General features: G+C 42.3%; 15 protein-coding genes and 1 pseudogene. 1 reads left to right on the top strand and 15 read right to left on the bottom strand.

What is annotated here, in order from left to right; genetic code table 11:
- Positions 1 to 347: pseudogene (locus tag BB427_RS19030) on the top strand (transposase); the annotation flags it as partial.
- 582 nt (positions 348 to 929) lie between these two features.
- Here the strand turns inward: BB427_RS19030 and BB427_RS19025 are convergent.
- The 15 genes from BB427_RS19025 to tmk all read right to left on the bottom strand — a co-directional run bounded on the left by BB427_RS19025 (position 930) and on the right by tmk (position 19,200).
- Entirely contained in the window at positions 930 to 1,553 is a 624-nt protein-coding gene (locus BB427_RS19025) for a tetratricopeptide repeat protein (protein ID WP_069022565.1), read from the bottom strand.
- Entirely contained in the window at positions 1,537 to 2,097 is a 561-nt protein-coding gene (locus tag BB427_RS19020) for a hypothetical protein (RefSeq protein WP_069022563.1), read from the bottom strand. Before BB427_RS19020 ends, BB427_RS19025 begins: the two co-directional genes overlap by 17 nt.
- Positions 2,098 to 2,200: 103 nt before the next feature.
- Entirely contained in the window at positions 2,201 to 3,016 is an 816-nt protein-coding gene (locus tag BB427_RS19015; protein WP_069022561.1) for a hypothetical protein, read from the bottom strand.
- A 571-nt stretch (positions 3,017 to 3,587) separates the two neighbouring features.
- Complete coding sequence (locus BB427_RS19010; RefSeq protein WP_017217477.1) at positions 3,588 to 3,845, bottom strand: hypothetical protein; 258 nt, start codon at positions 3,843 to 3,845, stop codon at positions 3,588 to 3,590.
- Entirely contained in the window at positions 3,826 to 4,770 is a 945-nt protein-coding gene (locus tag BB427_RS19005; protein ID WP_069022559.1) for an ornithine cyclodeaminase family protein, read from the bottom strand. Before BB427_RS19005 ends, BB427_RS19010 begins: the two co-directional genes overlap by 20 nt.
- A 9-nt stretch (positions 4,771 to 4,779) precedes the next feature.
- Positions 4,780 to 5,868 carry a M24 family metallopeptidase gene (locus BB427_RS19000; RefSeq protein ID WP_069022557.1) on the bottom strand — a complete coding sequence of 363 codons (1,089 nt, stop codon included), beginning with the start codon at positions 5,866 to 5,868 and terminating at the stop codon, positions 4,780 to 4,782.
- Positions 5,865 to 6,863 (bottom strand): proline racemase family protein, encoded by a 999-nt coding sequence (locus BB427_RS18995; RefSeq protein WP_069022555.1) that lies wholly within the window; start codon positions 6,861 to 6,863, stop codon positions 5,865 to 5,867. Before BB427_RS18995 ends, BB427_RS19000 begins: the two co-directional genes overlap by 4 nt.
- Before the next feature lie 95 nt (positions 6,864 to 6,958).
- On the bottom strand, positions 6,959 to 9,943 hold the full coding sequence (locus tag BB427_RS18990) for a TonB-dependent receptor (RefSeq protein ID WP_069022553.1): 2,985 nt from the start codon (positions 9,941 to 9,943) through the stop codon (positions 6,959 to 6,961).
- Between the two features lie 319 nt (positions 9,944 to 10,262).
- Complete coding sequence (locus BB427_RS18985; protein WP_069022551.1) at positions 10,263 to 10,772, bottom strand: YgjV family protein; 510 nt, start codon at positions 10,770 to 10,772, stop codon at positions 10,263 to 10,265.
- Positions 10,773 to 10,830: 58 nt separating this feature from the next.
- A complete protein-coding gene (locus tag BB427_RS18980) occupies positions 10,831 to 14,505 on the bottom strand; it encodes a sensor histidine kinase (protein ID WP_254663667.1) in 3,675 nt (1,224 codons plus the stop codon).
- Positions 14,506 to 14,686: 181 nt separating this feature from the next.
- The gene (locus BB427_RS18975) at positions 14,687 to 16,525 is read right to left on the bottom strand and encodes an alkaline phosphatase D family protein (protein ID WP_069022547.1); all 1,839 of its coding nucleotides are present in this window, start codon (positions 16,523 to 16,525) and stop codon (positions 14,687 to 14,689) included.
- Positions 16,509 to 17,303, bottom strand: coding sequence for a TatD family hydrolase (locus BB427_RS18970; protein WP_045990081.1), 795 nt, complete (start codon positions 17,301 to 17,303; stop codon positions 16,509 to 16,511). Before BB427_RS18970 ends, BB427_RS18975 begins: the two co-directional genes overlap by 17 nt.
- 7 nt (positions 17,304 to 17,310) lie before the next feature.
- Positions 17,311 to 17,634 (bottom strand): PilZ domain-containing protein, encoded by a 324-nt coding sequence (locus BB427_RS18965; RefSeq protein ID WP_039497871.1) that lies wholly within the window; start codon positions 17,632 to 17,634, stop codon positions 17,311 to 17,313.
- An 11-nt stretch (positions 17,635 to 17,645) separates the two neighbouring features.
- Entirely contained in the window at positions 17,646 to 18,554 is a 909-nt protein-coding gene (gene holB / locus BB427_RS18960) for a DNA polymerase III subunit delta' (protein ID WP_069022545.1), read from the bottom strand.
- A complete protein-coding gene (gene tmk / locus BB427_RS18955) occupies positions 18,547 to 19,200 on the bottom strand; it encodes a dTMP kinase (RefSeq protein WP_069022543.1) in 654 nt (217 codons plus the stop codon). The genes holB and tmk overlap by 8 nt, the downstream gene beginning before the upstream one ends.
- Positions 19,201 to 19,269: the final 69 nt, after the last annotated feature.

The raw sequence follows: 19,269 nt of genomic DNA, 5'->3' as shown, positions 1-19,269 counted from the left end.
CCGACCACGCTAAGCTGGGCAAACAACCAAAAAGTCTATTACGCTTTGCTGGCAGCCCACGAAAACATATGCCAAAAGGACTACCTTTTGAACTCAAATCCTATATTGAATTAGTTGAACTCACAGGCCAATGTATCCGCGCCGACAAACAAGGCTATATCTTTGAGTCTCAACCCATTCTTACTCGATTAAATATAGAGCCTGAGAATTGGATAAAACTCACTACGCAGTTTTCTCGGGTATTTCACGGTGCCGTTGGTCGAGAGAGAACAATAACCGCTTACTGCGAAACACTGCAAAAACGACGACGGACAAACCTAACAAACTGCGAGCGCTTGCTGGCTTAGTAAAACGAACATATTCAATTCTAGAGTTTCTTGCTGCTGTATTTTCAGCGCTTTGCCGTGCGCGATAACCCAATTTTAGTGTAGAGATACGCTTGAGTGCTAAAAATAACTTATCGAAAAACGTTTTTGTACCCTGTGATTGAGGTATTTACATACTTTTTTACTTCACTACCTCAGTTTGGATGCTAATTGTGATGGATGTCACTTGTTTTTCCTGATTGAGGTATTTACATACTTTTTTACTTCACTACCTCAGTTTGGATGCTAATTGTGATGGATGTCACTTGTTTTTCCTGAAAGTCAGTTAAGCCCGAATATATGTCAGAGCAGCACCTTATTTAGGGTGACTCAAAGTGACTGTTTATCAATACATACAAATAGTAAATGAGAGATAAATAAAAGAAGCAACAAGGCTGTTAAAACAACCTTGTTGGATGAGTATTACTTGACAGCAGCAGAGCGTCCATATATGTCATCAATGATTTCATTTTCTTTATAACACGAGAGCCAATGTGGCTCGTTTTGCATGTTCTTTTGCAAAAAAGGGCGACGTTGGTGAGTTGTGTTGATGATTTTGTTAGATTATTCTTTGTACTTGAGAAACCTATCTTTCTTTTCCGCTCTATTTCTTATAGGAAAACAAACAGATTTCATAACCTCTATATATCTTTTTCTAGCATTCGAGTACTCCTCATGAAGCTCAAACACTTGCCCCTTTCTATACTCCTCAAAGTACGGGTCTTTAATGCACTCTTCAAACAACTGAACTTCATCTAAAGCTCCATTTTTTCCATAATTTAACGAGCTTGTGGTGAACACCTTTGTAATTAACTTGTAATTATCTAACGCGTCAGCAAAACTGCCTGTGTAGAAATATGCATTCGCTAACGAGTAAATTACGTCATCTTGATACTCATGCCCATCGCAAGTGGATTTAGCCCTCTCAAAAAAAGAAATAGCCAATAGAAAATTGGACACATCAAGACCGCGCAAGTCAGAATATTTCTGGTAGTAACGATTTCCTAACATATAACTTTCAGGGCACTCTGATTTTGCAATTCTATTTGCTTCTAGTTCAGATTTACTAAAGTTTGAGTACGATGGTTCTTGCCATGCATTTTGGTTGTTATGTCCGCTTCGTTGTGTAGAACAACCGGACATTAACACAACCAAAGTAAGTATAAGCCGACTAGGCTGTCGTATCATGAAGCATGTCCTCAATTTGCTGTGCAAAAGCGTAATACTCGGAGGGGGGATTGATTTGTTTCATTGCAATAACTAATACTCCAAGTTGCCTTCGATGGCTTAACAGAATCCCTTCTTTCCTTTTAATTTCTCTACCAACTGTACTAGCACTTTTGAACTCCTTCAGGTACTCGAACTCGATAGACTTCATTTGATCAACTAGCTCATCAAGCAACTCCCTTCGTTCATCGTTTCCTACACCGTAAAAGTGGACTTCTATCGTCTTAAGGTCTCGTTTAGCTTGCTCTGTCTCAGCATAGTCTTGGAAATCATAGTTCTCTGGGCCGTCAGCCGCATGTGCTTTAGCTCCACCTACAGTTACTCGAAACTGTGAAAGCGTATCTGATATTTTCGAAACAACCTGTTTAGTTTCTTCAAAATATCGGTGAGTAACTTTATTGTCAGCACTAGAGCTTTTACTACTATCAAAGTCTACACTAAGTGTCATTCCCGCAATTACAATACCTACGATTGTGAGGACTTTACCCCCTGAATCACTTGACATAAATACTCCTCTATTACTGTGAAAAATCTGCCATTTAACGCCCAAATAACAAGCTAAGTAATAGTTGGCTATAATGTAGAACGAAGTGAAACGCAGCCAACTGTTACAAGTCTTCGTTAATTTGCTTGTTAGCATTTTTTAACTGAATATTCTTTTTTAACCCTAGAACAGTATGTAGTGATATTTCTATTAGCTTAGATCTGTAACTTTCATATAACCATTTAGATATGAATATTGAGGCAAATATAAAAACAAAAGAGACTACGGTTGATGTGGAAAACAACTCACTGATTCGTGAATAAAAAAGCAATGTAGATGATATAAGAAGTAAAACAACTCCATTAATGCTGGATTCTTTTTTGTACAAATCAAAGTCAACTTTAACTTCTTCTTTCAACGTATCTATAAGATCTTCATCAATATTTTCCCAGCCTAAATCAATCAAGAAACCAAGAGCGACATCTGAGCGCTGGCTAACTTGACTAATGTCTGCAGCAAAAGATCTAAAATTATACAAGAACCAACATGCCCCAAGACCTAAAATAAATAAGAAGTTCATTATGTCGGCTGCAAAAGGTTTTAAAGGCGTTTTACCAAACCCAATCATTACGAAAGAGGCTAAAAAAAGCAGGCCATACCATATAGAACCGACTTGTCCAAAACTTGAAAATGGACGTCCATATATACCAGTCCATATAGTACCAAATGGAACGATGATATTTTGTGGCTTTTCGTAATCTATTTTTGCTTTAATTTTTGTCCAGTTATTTGGGGTAAAACTAAGTTCAGAAGCTAGATAAATGATCGACTTATCATAAGTGTTATTTATAACCCTCTTCTTGTGCATTGTTATGACAAGGGGTCCAATTGTCATCCATAAAAAAAGACAAACACCCACTACTGTGACCAATATTTCCATTCATACTCCAGAGAATGCTAACATTTTAGTATTTATGCGACACGCAGTTTGTGTTGCATAATCACTTGTTGAACTGAGCTACTACCTGCTCGGTGTGACAGAGTTGGTGTCGTTTATGCTATAGCTTACTTAGAAAAAATAGGCTTTTTGGAGGCTCTCACTTTCCTAGCTAATGTAATCAGTTTAGCTAGTGTTATGTAAGCTTTCCCTGCATCGCTCAGCGCTTATTATATATCCATTACACCTAAATTTGCCTTAATAAGCAATTATATTTTTTACGCGTACAGAGGCCGCTAGCCTGAGCAATTAAGCAGGTTAACTAATTGATTTTAAGCAGCTATCGAGCTGATAAATCGTACACATGGCTTTGGTCACCGTCCGCTATGCGCTCAACGCAGACCCTTAGAGCATTTATGTTAACTCATTGTGAGGCAAAAATATGTTAGTACCGCTGTCCGCATTTGACCAATAGCTGAAATGTCAGAATTCATAGAGCCTTATATTTGCACTCTGTCTGGTCAAAATTAGCGCTTATTCACTTAATTGTGTTCACTTAATTGAATAAGTCACTTTACTCACTCGGATGATAATGGCGAATACCATTGTCATCCACCATGACGTAACAGCTATCGTGGTTTTGAAACGCTTTGTAAAACACCTCGTCATATAGGAGCTTTTCACTTTTCGTTTCGCCACCAACTCCTTGATAACTAACCAACATGTGACATTCGTGACAAATAAGCGGATTCACCAAGCGCTTATCAGCAGCTTTGACTACTGCGGTTACTTCATACACTTTACCGTGCTCTTTATTTTTGAACCAAGTCATACACTAATTTCGCTCCAATTAAATCACTTAATGCTGTTCCTACAGACTTAAACAAAGTAATTTCGTTCTCGTTACTTCGACCTAGGTTATTTTTAGTCATTTCGCTAAGCTCTGCAACCACCTTATCAGGGCTAAATTTACCTTCACTGATCGGTAACAACAATTCGCCCGCCTCGTTCAATACATTGGCGCGACTATCTACAAAAACGCGGCTCTTAGTTACCGTTGTGGTATCAATTTCTCGACAATCTTTATGGTGATTGCCAATGCAATCTATATGCGTACCATCGCTTAGCCACTCTCCATTGAACAAAGGCGTATGACTGCCTGTTGCACAACTGATCACATCTGCCGAAGCGATAACAGACTCTGTTGCCTCCTGATACAATGAAAATTCCATTCCCGGATGCTGCGAGGACAATAGATCCAGCAACAGGCGTCCTTTTTCAGCATTGCGTGCAATTATTGAAATTTTACTATAATTTCTAACACTTAAATGCGAATTAATCATGTAACTGGCTAAATTGCCTGAACCAAAGAAAACCAGATGTTTGGCATGCTTAGGTGCTAAATACTCCGAGGCTAATGCTGACACAGCAGAGGTTCTCCACAACGTTACTTCGGTGCCGTCTACAAGCGCGAGCGGCTCACCGAACTGCCTAGAAAACAGCATGATTTTTGAGTAAAGGCTGGCTTTATCGTACTGGTTGTTATCTGGGAAATAGGTAAACGCCTTTACGCCAATCACATCGGCATTCCAAGCAGGTAAAACAGCAAAAGCGTCATGATTGTTGTGACTATTATCTAGCTCAAAAACTTGCCGTGTTGGTGTACCTGCTGGTTGCGCAAAACCCTGTTTAAGCGCTTGAATTAAGCTTGGGTAGTTGAGGTTATCCGCGACCTCTTGGCGAGTAATAATTTGCATCATCATCCCTTAGTTTGTTAGCTGAAATACTTGTGGCGCGTGGGTTAAGCATTCAAAACCACTTTCAGTCACCAATATATCTTCTTCCAAGCGCACACCACCATAATTTGGAATGTAAATACCCGGCTCTATGGTTATGATATTGCCAGCTTCTAATTGGTGATCGACCCCAGGTTTAATAAACGGCTGCTCGTGTAGAAATAGCCCCACACCGTGACCAAGTCCCTCACCTGCGTATTGTGAAAAGTCACTATGACTCAACACATCGTGTGATGCGTTATTTAAATCTATGCAGTTAACGCCCGCTTTTATTAGCGCCAACGCAGCTCGCTGCGCATGTTGGACCGTGTCATAAATGGATTGTTGTTGCTTCGTCGGCTCCCCTAACACGTAACTTCGCGTCATATCAGAGCGGTAGCCGCTTATCACCGCACCAAAGTCGATAAGTACTAAATCGCCTAGGTTAAGTTTTGTCTGTCCTGGGTTTCCGTGCGGTAAGGAAGAACGAGCACCAAATAATAGGATTGTGTCAAAAGAGAGACCTTCGGAGCCTAGCTTTTGCATCTGATATTCAAGCTCAATTGCCGCTTCTCGCTCAGTGATCCCAACTTTTAACAAAGGCAGTGTATGGGCAAGCGCCGAGTCAGCTATCTCGGCGGCGCGTTTAATACAGTGAATTTCATCACTATCTTTAACTTGTCTTAGCGATTCCACCCAAAGCGGCGCGGCAATAAGCGTGGTATTTTTTGCGCTGATGTTTAATGAGACATAATCTGCGTGACTGATATGATGCGCTTCAAATGCAAGCTGTCGCGGCCCATCCAATAATCTAAAAATACAATCAGGTAACGTTTCTTTATCACGATTTCTTAAAATGACTTCGACTCCCACCGCTTCATTGCTAGCACGCTCAAAGTAACGATAATCGGTAATGAGTCGGTGTCGCCCATTTGAAGACATCAACAATGTTGCTGCATGACCGGTGAAGCCAGTTAAATATACAATATTCTCGTAGCCATAAATAATGATAGCGTCACTTTTATGTTGTTGTAATTTATTGACTAAGCGTTGCTGTCTGGCTGCGTAATCTACATTCATCGTAGTAAAAATCCTCTTACTAATGGATCGTGGTCGTCTAAAATAAATTGGTGTCGGCCTGTAATATAGGCCGTGCCCGAAACTATTGGGATCAACGATTTACTGTCATCACTAAGTTGATAACAAACATCTAAGCCCAATCCTAATATACCTTCAATAAAGATACGTTGGTTTGCGGCGAGCTCATCTCTGGCGGCAAGAATTGCAGCTCTACCACTGACTCCAGTCCCTGTTGGACTGCGATCTAATTCGCCATCGGCAAAAATGCACACATGCTTACTGTGAGCAGAGTCCGATTTTTGAGAATTGGAATAAAAAATCACACCATATAAAAACGCAAGGCGCGCATCGTCACACACTAAGCTAATCTGTGTTGCAATTTCTTGTTTAAGCGTTAAACCTAACTGCTGAATGTAAGCTGCATTTTCTGACGTAAGAGCTAAATCGATTGTATCAGCGTCAATATAGGCATAAAACGCACCACCAAATGCGATATCCACTGAGATTAAACCAAATTCAGATGTCTTGACTTGCTTATCAAGTGTCACTACCTCTGCTGGTACATTAGCAAATTCAGCTTGGCCGTCTCTTAGCCATGCGGTAATTAGCCCTGCAGGCGTATCTATCAACAACTGTTTCTTTGCGGGATTGTGCTGTAAAAATAGTGTAGCTAAAGCAATAATCGCATGACCACACATTGTTGAGTATCCTTCATTATGAAGAAATAACACGCCAAAATCGCTTTCTGGTAACTGCTTTTCAACGATAAGCGCACCATACATATCGGCATGACCCCTAGGCTCATACATCAGCGCACTGCGATAGTGATCAAGATTTTCTACGCAGTATTGCCGTTTATCTAAAATAGTGTTGCCTTGAGGTTCAGGGAAGCCACCGACAATCACACGCAAAGGCTCTCCGGCGGTATGCATGTCAACCGTCTCTACTACTTTCGCGTGGCTCAGTATATGCTCAAAATCTATTGTTAACGTCATCATACTCTCCGTTATGTGAAATAAGCCAAACACTTGGCTTGGCTTAAACCAAGAACTAGGTGCATAGCACCCAGTCTTGGCTATCACCAGGGAAACTAGAATGTAAACCTAGCAACCAACGACGCGTAACGCTCAGTTTGTCGTAACGTTGTAATGCCGTAGTCAGGATTAACGATTAAGCCTTTTTCACCATCTAAAGATCGCTGTTCATTGATCCCAAGCGCTTTATCACTGTTTAGTAGGTTATAAACGGTGCCCTTGAGTAACAAGTCATGTCCCATGATGTCGGTAGAGTAACTGAGTGATAAGTCTACCGTGGTTGCCCAAGGAAGATTATCAACGCTGCCGCGAGGAGCTGGGTTACCATTTTCGTCGTAATGCGAAACATGGCCGTAATATTTACTCACGCAAGCATCCCAAGGGTTACCATGCGCACAGCTATCTACACCGACAGGGTGTTTTGAGAAATAGTTAGTCGGGCGACCTGATGACGTTCTTGCAACCAGCCCCAGAGTTAACTCATCTGTAATATCGTAAGAACCTGATACTTTTATTGAATGGCGATGGTCGTTCGGCAAATTACCATAGCCGTGATCCATCAGATCCGCGTAATCATAGGAAGTTGTCCAACCAGGATCTGCCTGATCGTTATCGGTTTTCACTAAACCTTCTGTATTACCATAGCTGTGTGACCAAGTATAAGAAGAATTAATCCGTAACTTGTCGGTAATATTTCCTTCTAAGGTAAATTCAAGTGCCAGATATTTACGCACAGCTTGTTGCAGGGCAAGCTCTTGTGCACTGAGTGTCACTTCATCGACTTGGCCATCGCCATCAAAGTCATAACTCATGGTGATCGCTTCACCCGGGTTATTTAGCACATAGTAAGAACCCTGACCGACATTGTCTTGGATACCGAGTTCGGCTAATTTCTTCGCAAGCACAGGGCCGACATCCGTATCTTCAACACTGCGTCCAAGATCTCGATAAATCGCCCTAACCCCAAATGCCATATCGTCAAAAACGGTGGTCTGATACCCTAAGGTCAACTCATCAGAATACATCGGCTTAAGAGTGGATGAAGCAATCAAACCGGGCTCTGTAATTCCTCGTTGACGCCAGCGTCTATCTCGAAGCATCTCCCCTCGACTTGGCGAGCCATCACTTAATAAAACAGGATAGCCATCACTGTCTACTTGATCTAGGTTGAAATACTCAAACCACTCTACTGAAGCCGAGCCTTGAGTGATGTTCATGTTGGCAGACACAGGTTGAAAGTATCGCCCGTAAGTAAAGAAAACTTTGGATTCGCCATCACCGTTTAAGTCATAAATCGCTTGAAATCTAGGCGCAAGTTGGTTATCCATATCAACAAATGCTCTGCCGTCAGTGACGGTATTTTCAAACTGACTATAACGCAGGCCCAGATTTAGCACGAGTTGATCGGTGACTTGCCAAGAATCATTGACGTAGAAAGCAAGCGAGTTAACCTCAGAATCAACCGTCCTAGTCCTCACTCGGCGTTCAATATAATCTTGACCAAGTGCAGCACCGGAAATACTCCCATCACCAGCGGTTTTAATTGTCCACCAGCCTTCCGCGTCTCCAAGACCATTTTGACCTTCAAAATAATCTACTGTCACTTTGGTATAATCGACACCAAACAGAATGGAGTGGTAATCCAAATCGATGTTAAAATCTATTCTCGCTTGGTCACGGATAAATTCTTGCTCAGAAACACCGCTTGCCGTGTGGCTTGATAACGTTACCGTCCCTTCTCTTTCATCCCAAACTCCCGGTACGGTTGATGCGACAATATTTTCTACATTTTCAGTGACTCGACCAACTACCGCAGACACCGAGAAGAAGTCTGAAAAGTAGCCATTATAGTTGATGCTGTAAACCTTACCGCCATCTTCACCGGGAGCCGCTACACCTTGTTTATCACCAATCGCATCGCTTTCCCAATCATAGGCATAGGTTTGTCTCGTCCATTCTCTTTTATTATTCATGGCTGAAAAGCCGATTGAGTGGTCTTCATTGATGAACCAATCTAGTTTTGCAAACCAACGATCTTCATCTCGGCTTCTGTCATTGAAGGTCGTTTGCCCAGCCCAGCGATTAACCTCTCGTCGAGGCGCATACAGACCATAGTAAAATAAGCTGTCTTCAATGAGTGCGCCACTCGCCCAGATTTGCAGTTCTTTGAACGAGTCATAATCTTGCTCGGTATTTATATTGATGGTGCCATTATCTAAATAATTAGAGTCGTGATAACTATGACTTGATGAAGGATCGACCCTCACTTCCGCTCCTAAGTTAAATTCGTTATCACCAGATTTAGAGATTGCATTAACGATACCGCCAAGTGCACCACCAAATTCAGGGCTAATTCCCCCCGTTTTAATTTGGGTTTGTGAAATGGCTTCCCAAGGCAAGCGAATTGAGCCTAAACCCGTTTGAATACTCGTGACATTTAGGCCATTAAAGTAATAGCCATTTTCTGCTGACGAAGAACCGCCAAAGCTTGATGCACCACGAAATGAACTACCACCAGGTTCAGCGGTACCCGGTGCGAGTAACGCGATACTTTCAAAGCCGGTGTTTACTGGCATAACTTTAAGCTCTGCGTCTGTAAAGGTTACGCCAGCCGTTGACGAGGCCATATCAACACGTCGGATAGCCGTACCAGTCACCGCTATCCGCTCTATATCCTGTCCTTGTTGTAATAGTTGAGCGTCTAAGATCAGCGCCTGTCCAATATTAAGCTCAACATCCTCTTCAATAACGGTTTCAAATCCTGCTTTATTAATTGACACGCTGTAACGACCAACAGGCAGATTACGTAAAATGTATTCGCCCTTGCCATTAGTTTGTACAGCAAACTTCAACCCCTTAGTTTTATGTGTAAAGGTCAATTGAGCCTGCGATAACTCAAGACCTTGACCATTAACGATGCTCCCTTTCACAGTGCTATTGCCATCTGCAGCAAATGCAGTAGTAGTCCCCAATGCTAGAGCAAGTGCTGATGCTGTGAGTGATTTACACAGTGTTTGCGCTGTTTTTTTGTTATTACGCATATTGTTTTCCTTTTGTTCCCATTGATTTGAGTGTTTTTTGGTAACGAACAAACAATACACAATAGATATATTGTATACAATATTATTTATGCAATAATTACACACAAAGATAATAACATTTTGATTTAGATAGAAATTATTTATTAATTTTTTATTTCAGCTCGTTTTTGATATCGCTTGAACTCATTACAAACAGCTTAGAAAGCAGACATGGAACAACCTAATTCATTGAATTATTTAATATATTCAAATTTAATCTAATTGGTGTCGATAGCAGTAAAATTGGACCCATTTCAATTAGGCTGCTAGCCTGAGCGTTTTACTCAGCCTTCAACTTACTCGTTTTACGCTTCATATAAATTCGCCCTAGTCCAATCAAATTACTCACCAAAAAAGTACTTTCTAGCACAATCGCCATGGGTGAGCCGACATAGCAATTATGTATCAGCCAGCACACCGTACCTAACATCATCACACACCGAAATGCCACCTGCTCGCGAATAAATGCCCCTAATGTCAATAAAATACTACCAAAAACAGCATAAAGTTCGTAATTTGCATTTAAGTGTACTAAAGGTGGCACTGTATTGAGTAGTAGAAACCCGATAAGCAAGCGCTTTGACTGCGACTTGATAAACACCAGATATCTGAGACTCGCAACCGCCATAAGCAAAGCACCAGCCATAGCATCAAGTAGATAGAAGTGAATTGCAGTGAGTGCAGTCGACAAGCTGAGTGCCAATAACACCTGCTGGCGTTTCATAAATTGAAATGAGGCGAGATCGAGTAAAACAGCAACGGTAACCAAAACTTGAGATAATAAGAACATGACAAACTCCTAAAAGAAGCATTGTCACAAGCAGTTAGCTTGCTGTAATTCACCTAAGTTAATTTTCAGCCGTTATTTTCTTAAACGGTACTTTTATTGTAATTTCGACACCTTGTAATTTCGCCGTTTTACAGCGGATCTCGCCTTTTAAAAGTTGCGTAACCAAATTATAAACAATATGCATGCCTAATCCGCATCCGCCTTGATTACGTTTTGTGGTTACAAATGGCTCAAACAAGGTCTTTTGCATCGCTTCGTCCATGCCGACACCATTATCGCGGTATACAATAGTCCAGTGGCTATCTGTCGCCTCGACTAACACGCTGACTGTGCCAGAGGCACTCCCCTCAAAACCATGGATAACGGAATTGTTAAATAGGTTTGCCATTATTTGATAAACTGCGCCTGGATAGGTGGAGAGATTTACATCAGCATTCCCATCTATAGACAAATATACTTCTTTATTTTTAGCCAATGGTTTGAGTGAATCGAATACATCGTTGATATATTCAAGCAGGTTAATATCACGCTCCGTCTCACTGGATTGATCGACTGCAACTTGCTTAAAGTTACTAATAAGGCTTTCTGCTCTTTGCAGATTGCGACTGATCAGCAGATAGCCTTCCTGCTGTGCATCGATAGAAGTGACCAAATCTTTTTGCTTAAGGGTTTTATTCTCAAGCTTTTCTACCAGCTCAGATAAACAATCTTCATTATGCGAAAGTGCGGTGATAGCTATACCCAACGGGGTGTTGATTTCATGCGCAACACCCGCAACCACAACACCCAAAGAAGCCATTTTTTCACTTTCAATCAAGTCTTCTTGCGTTTGCTTTAACTCAAACATTGCTTGCTCAAGTTTCTGATTCTTTTTATATAGCTCATCGGTGCGCATCGCGACTTTTATCTCAAGTTGCTCGTTTAACGACTGCAAGGCTTGTTGATGTGCTTTCAAATCAGCAATATCTTTCAGTGCCCCCGCTATCCGCGTTGCTCTACCATTGTCATCTCGGGCCACCACCTTTCCTCTGTCTAATACCCAGATCCATTCTCCCTGTTGATCTTTAACTCGAATAGACAGTTCATATACGTCTTCTCGTCCGTCTACACAGGATTGCAGACGCTCCTCAAGTAACACACAATCCTTAGGGTGTACAAACTGGTCAAGCTCATTGAGAATAAGTTTATCGTGGAGTTCACTAAAGTCGATCCTTGGATTCACGCTGTAGCGATAAATTTTACCCGACTCAACATGCCAGTCCCAAAGTTCGTCACCACTCGCCCACAACGACAACTCCAACCGCTCTTGTAGCGCAGACATTTTCTGATTATCCCGCAGTACTTGTTGATAACGCCGCTGTCTCGCTCGAACAAATGCAGCGATGATCAGCACAATGACTAAGGTGTAAAGGGTTTTCGAGTAAGCATTCCACCAAATTGGCGCGGCAATATAAATACTAAATTCATGAACGGGCGACTGCATATTAAAGCGATTTACGGTATAGGTTTCTACTCGATAGGTGCCGGGTTCAAGCTGGAGTAAGTTTATTTGCCGTGCTCCATTTGCAAGTTTTAACCATTTGTCGCTTAATCCTTTAATACGGTAATAAAAGTTCAGCTTCTCAGAACCAAAATCTAAGCTTGAATATTGTAGCGATATAATATTTTGGTCATAGCGTAGCCGCAATGAACCCGCAAGCTCCGGTGCGACCGTGAGGATCCCATCGAGACTTGGCTTTAATGGCTCGCCTAGTAATTCGATTGTGGAGACCAAAATAGGTCGCGCGGTATTTGAAATTGATACATTCTGAGGAAAAAATTGATTAAAGCCTTTGGCTCCACCCATAAAAATTCGACCATCAGGGGCTTTCCACGCGGCATTGTAGTTAAACTCATGGGCTTGCACTCCGTCAATGGGTAGAAAGTTATCAATAGCAAAATCCATCACATTGACGCGCGACAGCCCACCACTGGTGCCAAGCCACATGTATTCGTAGTCATCGTAAACCAGCCCCCATACGGCTTGGTTTCCTAGTCCTTCTTGCTCACCAATAGTACGGACAACTTTCATTTGTTTATCAACTAAACTAATACCCGCTTCACTTGCAACCCAGATACGTTGCCATGGATCTTCATCTATCATAAAGACCAAATTCGACTTTAAGCCATCCTGTGTAGTGAGGTTATGAAGCTGACCTTTACTAAATTTGAACAAACCCTCACCGATAGAACCAAACCATAGGTCCTGTCCGACCACTTTAAACGACGACACATGTGACGGGGCATCTGAACGATTTTCAAAAAACTGCACTAAGGTTTTCGACTCTTCGTCGTACCTCATAAGACCTAGCGTCCTTGAACTCACTAAGATCTGAGATTGGTACTCAATGACATCATTAAAACTGAGTTCTGGGCCATTATCAGAGTCAGGCATCAAATGGCTATATTCCCCTTGAGTTAAGGCGTATCTAACAACGCCATCTCCCCTTGTTGTTACCCACAAGGTGTCATCATAAATCTTTACTTGAGTGATAAAGCTTCCTTTGATTGCAGACAAACTCGGGAAAATTCGATGCGCTTCGATAAAGCTCGATTTTTGATAAATATATAAACCGGATGACGTACCTATCCAAAAACGCTCTCTACTGTCTAATGCGAAATTCCTAACATCAGGGTGCCCCAAGGGAGCGTGCGGAAAGTTTTGTTCACCAACATGACCAAACGACTCGCTCAGTTGACTAAAAAAGTGCAGGCCTTGTGATTCCGTACCAATCCATAAATCACCATTTCTATCTCGTTGAACGCTAAGAACATTGTTGTCTTGTAGTCCGTCATATTGCTCTGCGCGACGATACCAATGACGTTTGATATTACCTTGCAGGTCTAAAATAAACACACCCGTATTGGAAGCGACGAGTATTTCATTCGCCCTGACTTTAATTTGATGAATACTAAGGTTTACTTTCGCGCTGACCGACTTTTGCCATTGCACTTTATTGAACTGAGTGTCGAAACTAATGATTTTATCATCCGCGTCAACCACGAATATCCGTCCGTGGGAAAGCGACAGTGTTTTAAACTCACCTTCCAACAGAACATTGGCTCCGACTTTGTCTTTTGGCTGACTGACTAGGCCATCCGCATTGAGGTAAACAAACGCATCCCTTGTTTCTTGGACTTCACGAACAAATTTACCGGTTAAATAAAGCTTTTCAGGCGTCAAGGTCTGGTAGTTAACTCGGTAAGCGTCGCCTTCTTCTGTTGATACAGTGACTGATTCACCATAACAGGCCACTTTTTTCACTCTATCTGAGCTAACCGCCTCATTCTGCGCCGCTAAGATAGAGCGAAAGGTCCCCGCTTCAGTATCGTAAATGCTAAGCCCAGTACTTGTTCCAACCCAGATATATTTGCCACTGTGGCATAGTGAGGTAATAAAGCCACCGGAGAGATGATGTTTGGAGTTCTGCTTTACTTCAAATTGAACAAAATCATGACCATCAAAACGATTTAGACCGGACTGTGTGCCAACCCAAATGTACCCGAGTTGATCTTGCGTAATGGCAGTGATAGTGACCTGACTGAGGCCAGAATTATAGTCATAGCGTCGCATAACCTGCGCCGTATCGCTAAATTCGGGAAAGCTGGCGGCACAAGGAAAACTCGGTAATAACAACAACAGCAACACACAAAACCATTTCAGTGTGCTGTATGGTACAACGAACAGAGACATGCGCTTGAGTAGAGTCATATAGTCGAGATGTTAGCCCGCGTTATATTAACTATAGCAAAAGCGAAAAAGAGCATGTGTTTTTTGATGGGTTTAGCGCATCACGCAAGCTCACCCGTACAGCCAAGCTATGCTACAAATAGCTGAAGTCGGTTTATTCAATTCTAAAATCTATTACCAAGACTTATAACTCAAAATGACTGTGGATCCCTGTGCCGTGCAGTAGCTCATACTTCTCTAGCAAGCCGTTCTCAAGCGTTACTAAGCTAATCGCAGAGTCTGACACCAAATAGCCATGTTTTTTTAGCGATGAAGGATGCTTACTTACAGATAGCTGCCAACGTTTCGTAAAGAGATTCAGAGGACTATATTTGGCATACAAAATCGTGTCCATCTTATCTAATATATTGATAAGCGGCTTTGGAAATTCATTTTTTATTCCTGATGCAGTTAGCTGCCAAATACGGTTATCATGACGACCAAAACGTGCCTGAACCGAAAAGCAAAACGAATAATGTACATCGCCGGAGAGTATAATGGTTTCTTTAGGTGTATCTGGACGCTTAAAAATTTCTATGAGCTTCTTCGCAGCCCCTTCATGTGCCATCCAATTTTCCACATCCACCATTAACGGCTCACCACAGGTGTTAAATATGGCTTGTATGGTTTCGATTGCCTTTACCCCAAATACTGGCGCAGGACTGACCATCAATACTGCACTGTGATCGATAAGCGTGTCTTGCAACTCCATCAACATTTCCCAGTCGAGTAAACCACTCGGTTCATTGAAATCTTGTTCATTACGCCAGCGATGTGTACGAGTATCTAGCACCACCACTTTAGGAAAAGTATCTAAACAATAATGCCAATGTGTGAATCGGCGAACTTGTTTGTCAAACGCCGAAAAGTGCCATTCGTTGTCAATCAGGCTTGAATTAAAACCTGATGTCAGCGCCCCGCTATACTCAAACGCATCATTTCCAATGCCTTGAAACAGCCAATAGCTAATGATGCCATTACTGATAATGCGTCGACTCACTTTATGGTTCGCAATTGCCTGTTCCCATTTAGCCGTCAAATTCCAATCATCGGTCACATCATGGTCATCAAACATCATTAGTACAGGCACGTTCGCACACAACCGCTCAGCACTAGGCAACGTTTCAACAAAGCCTTTTAGGGCGTCAAGTTCGGATTCAAATATTCGCCTAACTTTGTCGTTGCCACCGTCATAATGAAGTGCATCAAAGTTAACCAACTGCCAAGCAAGATGAGAGAAGTTTAACAGGTAACAGGCGACAAACTCTTCGAAGAAAATTAGGTGATTAAAAGCCTTAACACTAGAAAAGTGCGGTTCATCCTTTCGAAACCAGTAGCCCGGTGAAAACTTTGAGCGCTCCTGCCATGGCGTCTTCGGCAGATATAAGTGGCGATGGTAAAGCTGGGCTTGTTGATCAGCAGGTAAGTGCATTGGCAATTTGGTTTCTTTAAACAAACCTAGCCTTGCTATAAGTTGATGAATAGCCAACAACATGGCGCCGGCAACATCATCTGCATAGATCTGATCGCCAGAAAAAATACACAAGTCAGCACCTAATTCACCAAGCTCGCGCTGCTGCTCCTGCCACTGATCCGCAGTATGTAGACTGTCTTTTGCGTGGTGATGCGGGTTACGGCATGAGCCATGTAATATTTGCTTGAGCACAGCAGGTATCGCAAAGCTAAGCTCTTCTCCGTAACGCAGATAATCTGGCTTATACGCGGCACCGTTAATAAGCACTTGATACTCGAGCAGCTGCGCTGTTGGCAGAGCCTTCTCGCTGCATATCATCAAAAAATGCAAAAAGCAGGCTGCACCGAGCTGAAATGTCTCAACCTCACACCGACTTTGATGGGCCAATAGCGAAGCCGAGATGTCCACGGCTTCACAAGTAACAACCTGAATACAAATTTTATTCTGCTCAGCTCGGCGAACCAGCGGGCCCATCAACACCTGAGGTAGCTGATTAAGTTGTGCTACCATCTTGGCGTTTCACCAAATTAAATAAAGAGTAAAAGTTATTCGTGGTTTGCTCTGCAAGCGCTTTATAGCTCATTCCTTTTAAGTCAGCAATATAATACGCAACGTCTTGTACGTAAGCAGGCTGGTTAGTTTTGCCACGATGCGGGACAGGTGCAAGATAAGGTGAATCGGTTTCAATCAGCAATCGGTCCATAGGGATTTGCTTAACGACTTCTTGAAGCGCCGTCGCATTTTTAAACGTCACAATACCTGAGATTGAAATGTAAAAACCAAGGTCTAGTGCCTGTTTTGCCATCGGCCAATCCTCGGTGAAACAGTGCAACACGCCACCGCAATTTTGCGCATTGTGGGCACGCATGATGTCTATCGTGTCCGCTTTTGCATCGCGAGTATGAATGATCAGTGGTTTTTGTAGCTGATTAGCCACATCTATGTGTCCAGCAAAGCTTTCTTGCTGTACCTGATGCGTATCTTTTGAATAATAATAATCTAATCCAGTTTCACCAATAGCAACGACTTTATCATTACTTGCCAGTTGTATTAGCCTTTCAACATCCAATTTATCTTTTTGATCCAGTGGATGTACCCCACAAGATGCAGAAACATCATCAAAATGGGCTATTTTTTCTAACATGGATGGAAATTGGTCTAGCGTCACGCTAACGCATAAAAAGTGTTCTACTTGTTTTTGTCTCGCGTTGCTGAGTACTTCTTCAAGGCTTAGGCCTAACTTTTCAAAATCGAGTCTATCTAAATGACAGTGAGAGTCTACAATCATACTGGCTCTACATGGTGTAAGTTGGTTTATCTGAATGCAAAGTCGCACCCAAAAGCTTATTTATTTTATCGTTCAGAGCTGGCGCGTCAACAAACGCAACGCCAACCCCAGATGGATTAGAATTTTGCGCGCCTTGCGGTGTTAACCAAGCAACAACCACGTCAACTTCGTCCGCTTCTAGGGCGTCAGGCAAGGTGACTCTGAGCTTTAATTCTTGCCCCATATCAAAATGGGCATTGGACTTGATAAATATGCCACCGGATTTCAGAAATGGCATATAACAACGATATAGCTCATCTAAATCTTCAAAATCCGCAAGTAACTCTTGCATGCACCACCTCTTTATAGCTGTTTTTGTAAGGCAAAAAGTAAATTAGAAATGCTAAGGTTTTGATTTAACCCTAACACATTTTTCTGTTCGTACATAAACCGATGTACTAAGCTCACTAAGTCTTGATACTGGGTAAAACTCAAACCATTCCCTTGTGTCATCGCCCCTTTTAAACGGTTGAGCAAAAAACGGGCGAATACATCACTCATTGCGCTGTGCTTTAACAAAATTTTTTCAACCGTTTGCGCACTCTCTACTGTTAATTGATTCGCCGCGTGATAAAGCGCAGTCACATCGTCAAGCGCACCTTCTTGTTGCCACGTTTCGATAATAAATGGCTGTAGAGAAAATTCATCAAACCAAGGGAAATCACAAGCGACATTTTTAGCAGCCAGCCACTGCGCGGCCTCTGCTTGATTGGGCGAGTGAATCGCCACTTTATTACAGCGGCTCAAAATGGTGGCAGGCAACTTACTGTCATCATCGCTGGTAACGACCAAATAACGATTAGCATTTGGCTCTTCAAGTGTTTTTAACAGCGCATTTGCAGCTGAATGGGTCATCAAATGCGCGTGTTCAATCAACGCGACTTTATTGCCACCTTGCTGCGCTGAATGGTTCAAGAAATGCGTAATCTCTCGAATTTCATCCACCCCGATTGATTTTCCCTCAGGCACTACACTCAGTCTATCAGGGTGATTACCAGCTAAGTTCAAGTTACATGGCTTACATTGCCCACAGGCAGTGAGATTTTGTGGATGTAAACATAAAAGTGCATCTGCCAAGTGCGCCGTAAGCAGAGACTTTCCCACGCCTTTTTTACCCGATAACAACTGAGCATGGTGCAAACGACCATTTTGCTGTGCCCGAGCAAGATAACTCAAAGCGCCGCTGTGCCAACTTGGAAGCAAATTATTCATTACCATCCACTGTAAGGTGTGTGGCTATCAAGCTATCAAGCAGTTCAATACTTTGCTCAAGTACTTGTGCTTTACTTTGACTGGCATCAATCACAGTAAATCGTTCAGGGTCATTCTTCGCTTGAACGAGATAACCCTCACGTGCGCGCTGCAAAAATTGTTGCTTTTCATCCTCGAGTCTATCTAGCCCCTCACCTCGCGATTTGACTCGCTTTAAGCCCTCTTCAGGGTCCAAGTCCAAAATCAAATTCATGTCTGGACGAAAACCGCCAAGCGCAAGCTGATTAATGGTTGTGATGGTGGCAAGATCTAGTCCTCTTGCATAATGTTGAAAACTAAATGTTGCAGCGTCAAACCGATCAGAAATAACGACTTTGCCTTGCTCAAGTGCTGGAATAATTTTTTCACGAACGTGCTGAGCACGCGCAGCCCCAAACAACATAAGCTCCGTCATGTCTGCCATTTCGGGAGTTGAGGGATCTAGAATGATTTCTCTGATCTTCTCTGAGATTTCTGTTCCACCGGGTTCACGAGTCATCACAACTTCAATACCGCGTTGTTTTAAATGCGCTTCCAATCCGGCAATAACCGTTGTTTTTCCAGCGCCATTGCTGCCATCGCAGACCAGCATAAACCCTTTTTTCATAGCAAGGATGTACTCATCATTCTTATTTGGCTGTTATTTTATCGTGTTTTAGTGAATTATTCACGACTG

The organism is Pseudoalteromonas sp. BMB (assembly GCF_001709235.1).
GTDB classification, from domain to species: Bacteria; Pseudomonadota; Gammaproteobacteria; order Enterobacterales; family Alteromonadaceae; genus Pseudoalteromonas; species Pseudoalteromonas maricaloris.
Note: the sequence above shows the minus strand (reverse complement) of the source record. Positions and strands in the feature narration are given on the sequence as shown.